General features: G+C 73.5%; 3 protein-coding genes. All 3 read right to left on the reverse strand.

Going from position 1 to position 6,078, the window contains the following annotated elements:
• Positions 1–856 (reverse strand): ATP-binding protein (locus B7767_RS18605; RefSeq protein WP_179167190.1); only part of this gene is annotated, 856 nt, incomplete at its 3' end.
• Positions 853–4,506: a cobaltochelatase subunit CobN gene (cobN, locus tag B7767_RS18610; protein ID WP_085573170.1), complete on the reverse strand. Its 3,654-nt coding sequence runs from the start codon at positions 4,504–4,506 to the stop codon at positions 853–855. The genes B7767_RS18605 and cobN, both read right to left, overlap by 4 nt.
• Positions 4,503–6,014 (reverse strand): cobyric acid synthase, encoded by a 1,512-nt coding sequence (locus B7767_RS18615; protein WP_085573171.1) that lies wholly within the window; start codon positions 6,012–6,014, stop codon positions 4,503–4,505. The genes cobN and B7767_RS18615 overlap by 4 nt, the downstream gene beginning before the upstream one ends.
• Between the last annotated feature and the right edge of the window lie 64 nt (positions 6,015–6,078).

Genomic DNA, 6,078 nt, shown 5'->3' on the forward strand with positions numbered 1-6,078 from the left:
CGGTCGCCGTGCGCGCCATCACGATGTCGGCCCGCATGCCGTCCACCTCGAACGCGGCGCAGGTCGCCGCGATCTGCCGCAGCGCCCCGTCCCCGAGCCGCACCGACGGCAGCAGCTCCCGCGCCGCCACGATCCGCGCCCGTACGGCGGCCTCCTCCTCGGCCCACCGCGCGGCGAAGGCGGCGGGGTCGTCGTCGTACGCGAGCCGCCGCCGTACGACCTCCACCCGCTGGTCGGGTTCGCGCGAGGCGGCCACCTCGACGGTCAGCCCGAACCGGTCGAGGAGCTGCGGCCGCAGCTCGCCCTCCTCCGGGTTCATGGTCCCGACGAGCAGGAACCGCGCCGCGTGCCGTACGGAGACACCCTCGCGCTCGACGTACGAGGCGCCCATCGCCGCCGCGTCCAGCAGCAGGTCGACCAGGTGGTCGTGGAGGAGGTTGACCTCGTCGACGTAGAGGATCCCCCGGTGCGCGTCGGCCAGCAGCCCCGGCTCGAACGCCTTGACGCCCTCGGCCAGCGCCCGTTCGATGTCGAGCGCGCCGACCAGCCGGTCCTCGGAGGCGCCGACGGGCAGTTCGACCATGCGGGCGGGCCGTGCGGCACCGCCGCCGCTCTCGTGCGGCCCGTCCGGGCAGCCGGGGTCCGGGGCCGCGGGGTCGCAGGAGAACCGGCAGCCGGGCACCACGGCGACCTCCGGCAGCAGCGCAGAAAGGGCGCGCACCGCCGTCGACTTGGCCGTGCCCTTCTCACCGCGCACCAGCACCCCGCCGACCGCCGGGGAGACGGCGTTCAGCAGCAGCGCGAGCCGCAGGTCGTCCTGGCCGACGACGGCCGTGAACGGAAAGGGGGTGGTCACTGGTCGTCGCCCTCCAGGTCGCCTTCGAGTTCCAGATAGGTGGCGCGCAGCCGCTCCAGCGTGTCCGCGTCCGGCTCCGCCCACAGCCCCCGGTCGGCGGCCTCCAGCAGCCGCTCGGTGATGCCGCGCAGCGCCCAGGGGTTGGACTTCTTCATGAAGTCCCGGTTCTCCGCGTCGAAGACGTACTCCGCGCTGAGCTTCTCGTACATCCAGTCGTCCACGACCCCGGCCGTGGCGTCGTACCCGAAGAGGTAGTCGACGGTCGCCGCCATCTCGAAGGCGCCCTTGTAGCCGTGCCGCCGCATCGCCGCCATCCAGCGCGGGTTGACCACCCGGGCCCGGAAGACCCGGTGCGTCTCCTCGCCGAGCGTGCGGGTCCTCACCTGGTCCGGGGTCGCCGAATCGCCCACGTACGCCTCGGGGCTGGTCCCCGTCAGGTGGCGCACCATGGCGACCATGCCGCCGTGGTACTGGAAGTAGTCGTCGGCGTCGACCAGATCGTGCTCGCGGGTGTCGACGTTCTTCGCCGCCACGGCGATCCGCTTGAACGCCGTCTCCATGTCCCCGCGCGCCGCCCGCCCGTCGAGCCCGCGCCCGTAGGCGTAGCCGCCCCACACCGCGTACACCTCGGCGAGGTCCGCGTCCGACCGCCAGTTCCGCGCGTCGATCAGCGGCAGCAGCCCCGCCCCGTACGCCCCCGGCTTCGAGCCGAAGACGCGGGCCGTCGCCCGCCGCCGGTCGCCGTGCCCGGCGGTGTCCTCGTCCACGTGGGCGCGTACGTAGTTGCGGTCGGCCGGCTCGTCCAGCTCCGCCACCGCCCGCACCGCGTCGTCGATCAGCCCCACGACGTGCGGGAACGCGTCCCGGAAGAACCCGGAGATGCGGACGGTGACGTCGATGCGCGGCCGGCCCAGCTCCTCGAGGCCGACCACCTCGAACCCGGTCACCCGCCGCGACGCGTCGTCCCACACCGGACGGCACCCCAGCAGCGCCAGGATCTCGGCGATGTCGTCGCCCTGGGTGCGCATCGCGGACGTGCCCCACACCGTCAGGCCCACGGACTTCGGATACTCGCCCGTGTCCTGCAGGTACCGCTGCACCAGCGAGTCGGCGAGCGCCTGCCCGACCTCCCAGCTCAGCCGCGACGGAATCGCCTTGGGGTCGACGGAGTAGAAGTTCCGCCCGGTCGGCAGGACATTGACCAGTCCGCGTGTGGGCGAGCCCGACGGCCCCGCCGGCACGTAACCGCCGTCCAGGGCCCGCAGGATGTGCCCGATCTCGTCCGTCGTCCGGGCCAGCCGGGGCACGACCTCCTCGCACGCGAACCGCACCACGGCCACCGCGTCGGGGAGTTCCGTGCCCAGCACCTCGCCCACCAGCGCGGGGGCGGCATCGGCCGTCCAGCCGCGTTCCTCCATTCCCTCCGCGATCCGCCGGCAGAGCCGCTCCAGCAGGTCGACCGCGTCGGCACCGGTGCGCGCCGGGCCGTCCACCAGGTCCGTCAGCTCCACCGGCACCTTCACCGGCGCCCCCGGCTCGGCCAGCAGTTCCTTCTCCACCAGCCCGAAGTGCGCGGCGAGCGCGGCCCGCAGACCCGGCAGCGCGTTCGCCCGCCCGCCCCACACCTGCGAGGCGCGCAGCACCGCGAGGACGAGGTTCACGCGCGGCTCGCCGACCGGGCCGCCGCCGAGAACGTGCAGGCCGTCCCTGATCTGCACGTCCTTGATCTCGCACAAGTAGCCGTCGATGTGCATGACGAACTCGTCGAAGTCGTCGTCGTCCGGCTGGTCGTCCACACGCAGGTCGTGGTGGAGCTCGGCGGCCTTGACCAGCGTCCAGATCTGCGCACGCACCGCCGGCGCCTTCGCCGGGTCCAGGTCGGAGACCAGCGCGTACTCGTCGAGCAGCTGCTCCAGCTTCGCGAGGTCCCCGTAGGTGTCGGCCCGTGCCATCGGCGGCACCAGGTGGTCGACGACCGTGGCGTGCCCGCGCCGCTTGGCCTGCGTGCCCTCGCCGGGGTCGTTGACGATGAACGGGTAGATCAGCGGCAGGTCGCCGAGGACCGCGTCCGGCGCGCACCCGGCGCCCAGGCCCAGTCCCTTGCCCGGCAGCCACTCCATCGTGCCGTGCTTGCCCATGTGCACGATCGCGTCGGCGCCGAAACTGTTCTCCAGCCAGCGGTAGGCCGCCATGTAGTGGTGCGACGGCGGCATGTCGGGGTCGTGGTAGATCGCGATCGGGTTCTCCCCGAAGCCGCGCGGCGGCTGGATCATCACCACGACGTTCCCGAACTGCAGCGAGGCGAGGACGATGTCCTCCCCGTCGACGTACAGCGACCCCGGCGGCTCGCCCCACGCCCGACGCATCCCCTCCCGCAGCTCCGGGTCCAGCTTCTCGAACCAGGCCCGGTAGTCCGCCAACGGCACCCGCGCGGGCGCGGCGGCCAGCTGCTCCTCGGTCAGCCACTCGACGTCGTGGCCGCCGGCCTCGATCAGCCGGTGGATCAACTCGTCGCCGTTGTCGGGGTATTCGGTCAGGGAGTAGCCCGCGTCCCGCAGCGCGTCCAGCACCCGCACCGCCGAGGCCGGGGTGTCGAGCCCCACCGCGTTGCCGACCCGCGAGTGCTTCGTCGGGTACGCGGTGAAGACCAGCGCCAGCTTCTTCTCCGCGTTCGGCTTGTTCCCCAGCCGGGCGTGCCGTACGGCGATCCCGGCCACCCGCGCGGCCCGCTCCGGGTCGGCGACGTACACCGGGACGTCGTCGGGGCCCTGCTCCTTGAAGGAGAACGGGACCGTGATCAGCCGGCCGTCGAACTCCGGGATGGCGACCTGCATCGCCGCGTCCATGGGGGACAGGGCCGCGTCGGACTCCTCCCACGCGGCGCGCGAGGACGTCAGGCACAGCCCTTGCAGCACCGGCACGTTCAGCTCGGCGAGCGCCCCGACGTCCCAGGCCTCCTCGTCACCGCCCGCCGACGCCTGCGAGGCGTGCGTGCCGCCGGCCGCGAGCACGGTGGCGACGAGGGCGTCGGCCCGCGCCAGCAGCCCGTACAGCTCCGGGTCGGCGCCGCGCAGCGAACCGCAGTAGACGGGCAGGGCGTTGGCGCCCCGCGCCTCGATCGCGTCGCAGAGCGTGTCCACGAAGGCGGTGTTGCCGCTCAGTTCGTGCGCCCGGTAGAAGAGCACGCCGACGGTGGGACGTCCCTCGACCAGGGCCCGCTCCCCGTGCAGCCCGAACTCCGGCATCGCCCGCGGCTGTTCGAACCCCTCGCCGGTCAGCAGCACGGTGTCCGACAGGAACCGGGCCAGCTCGGTGAGGTTCTCCGGGCCGCCCTCGACCAGGTACCGCAGCGCCTCCGCGACCACACCGGCCGGCACCGTCGACTCGGCCATGAGTTCCGCGTCCGGCACGGTCTCCCCGCCGAGCAGCACCGCCGGGATCCCGGACGCCTTCAGCGCGGCGAGCCCGTCCTCCCAGGCCCGCTTGCCGCCGAGCAGCCGTACGACGGCGAGGTCCGCCCCCTCCAGCAGCGCGGGCAGCTCGTCCGCCACGTCCACGCGGGTCGGGTTGCCGATCCGGTAGGGGGCGCCGGAGGCACGGGCCGCCAGCAGGTCCGTGTCGGCGGTCGACAACAACAACACAGTGCTCATGCGGGCGCTCCCGGTGGAATGAAGGGCAGTCCTTGTGGCGCGCCGGACTCGATGAGCCGCCACAGCGCGTCCGTGTCCGCGTGCTGTTCGATCAGGTCGCCGAGCCGGTCGAGCTGCTCCTCGCGCAGCGCGGCGAACGAGGTGTCGGGGGCCGGTACGAAGCGGCGGCCCGCGGCCCGCGCCACCTCGCGCAGGAAGGCCCGCCGGAAACCGTCCGACTCCAGCGAGCCGTGCCAGTGCGTGCCCCAGGTCTGTCCGACCCGGCAGCCGTCCAGGAAGGCTTCCCCTCCGAGGACTTCGGCGACCCCGTGATGGATCTCGTACCCCTCGACGGGTTCCCCGAGGGCCCGGCCGACGGGCCGGGTGAGCGTCTTCTCGTGGGCGAACCGCACCCGTACGGGCAGGACGCCGAGCCCGTCGACCCGCCCCCGCCGGCTCTCCACGTCGTCCTCGATGTGCTCCCCGAGGACCTGGAAGCCCCCGCAGATCCCCAGCACGGGCCGCCCCTCGGCCGCCCGCCGCCGCAGCGCGTCCGCCAGCCCGCGCTCCCGCAGCCACTCGAGCGCCCGTACGGTGCCGCGCGTCCCCGGCACGACCACGAGGTCGGCGTCGGCCAGCTCCTCGGGACGGTCCACGAACCGCACCACGACACCCGGTTCGGCGGCGAGCGCGTCCACGTCGGTGAAGTTGGACATCAGTGGTACCGCGCACACCGCGACCCGCAGCACGTCCTCGCCGACCGGCGCGGCGACCACGGACTCCCGCACGGTGCCGCGCAGCGACACTCGCAGGCCGTCCTCCTCGTCGATGCCGAGCCCGTGCCGGAAGGGCAGCACGCCGTACGTCCGCCGTCCGGTCAGGCCGTGCAGCATGTCCAGACCGGGTTCCAGGAGCGACACGTCGCCCCGGAACTTGTTCACCAGGAACCCGGCGACCAGCTCCTGGTCCTCGGGGGAGAGCAGCGCGACCGTGCCGAAGAACGACGCGAAGACACCGCCCCGGTCGATGTCGCCGACGACCAGGACCGGCAGCCCGGCACCCCGGGCGATCCCCATGTTCACGATGTCGGTGCGCCGCAGGTTGATCTCGGCCGGGCTGCCGGCCCCCTCACAGATCACCGCGTCATACGTGCCCCGCAACTGCTCCAGACAGTCCAGCACCGTGCCCAGCAGCCGCTGCTGCCGCCCGCCGTGGTACCCGCGGGCGCTCATCTCGCCGACCGGCCTGCCCAGCAGCACCACCTGGCTGGACCGCTCGCCGCCCGGCTTGAGCAGCACCGGGTTCATCAGCGCGGTCGGCTCGACGCGGCAGGCCTGGGCCTGCATGGCCTGCGCCCGCCCGATCTCCGCGCCCTCCCGCGTCACGAACGAGTTCAGCGACATGTTCTGCGCCTTGAACGGCGCGACCTTGACGCCCTGCCGCACCAGCCACCGGCAGATCCCGGCGGTCACCACGCTCTTGCCGGCGTCCGAGGTGGTCCCGGCGACCAGCAGCCCCCCACCGCTCACGATGCACGTCCCTTCATGACGCTCCGCGCGGCGGCGCCGGCCCCGAGCGCGAGCCAGCCGACCC

Origin of the sequence: Streptomyces sp. 13-12-16, assembly GCF_002114215.1 — a bacterium.
Lineage (GTDB): Bacteria > Actinomycetota > Actinomycetes > Streptomycetales > Streptomycetaceae > Streptomyces.

Coding starts and splice junctions, on each gene's coding strand:
- cobN (WP_085573170.1), bottom strand. CDS start 4,506: ATGAGCACTGTGTTGTTGTTGTCGACCGCCGACACGGACCTGCTGGCG.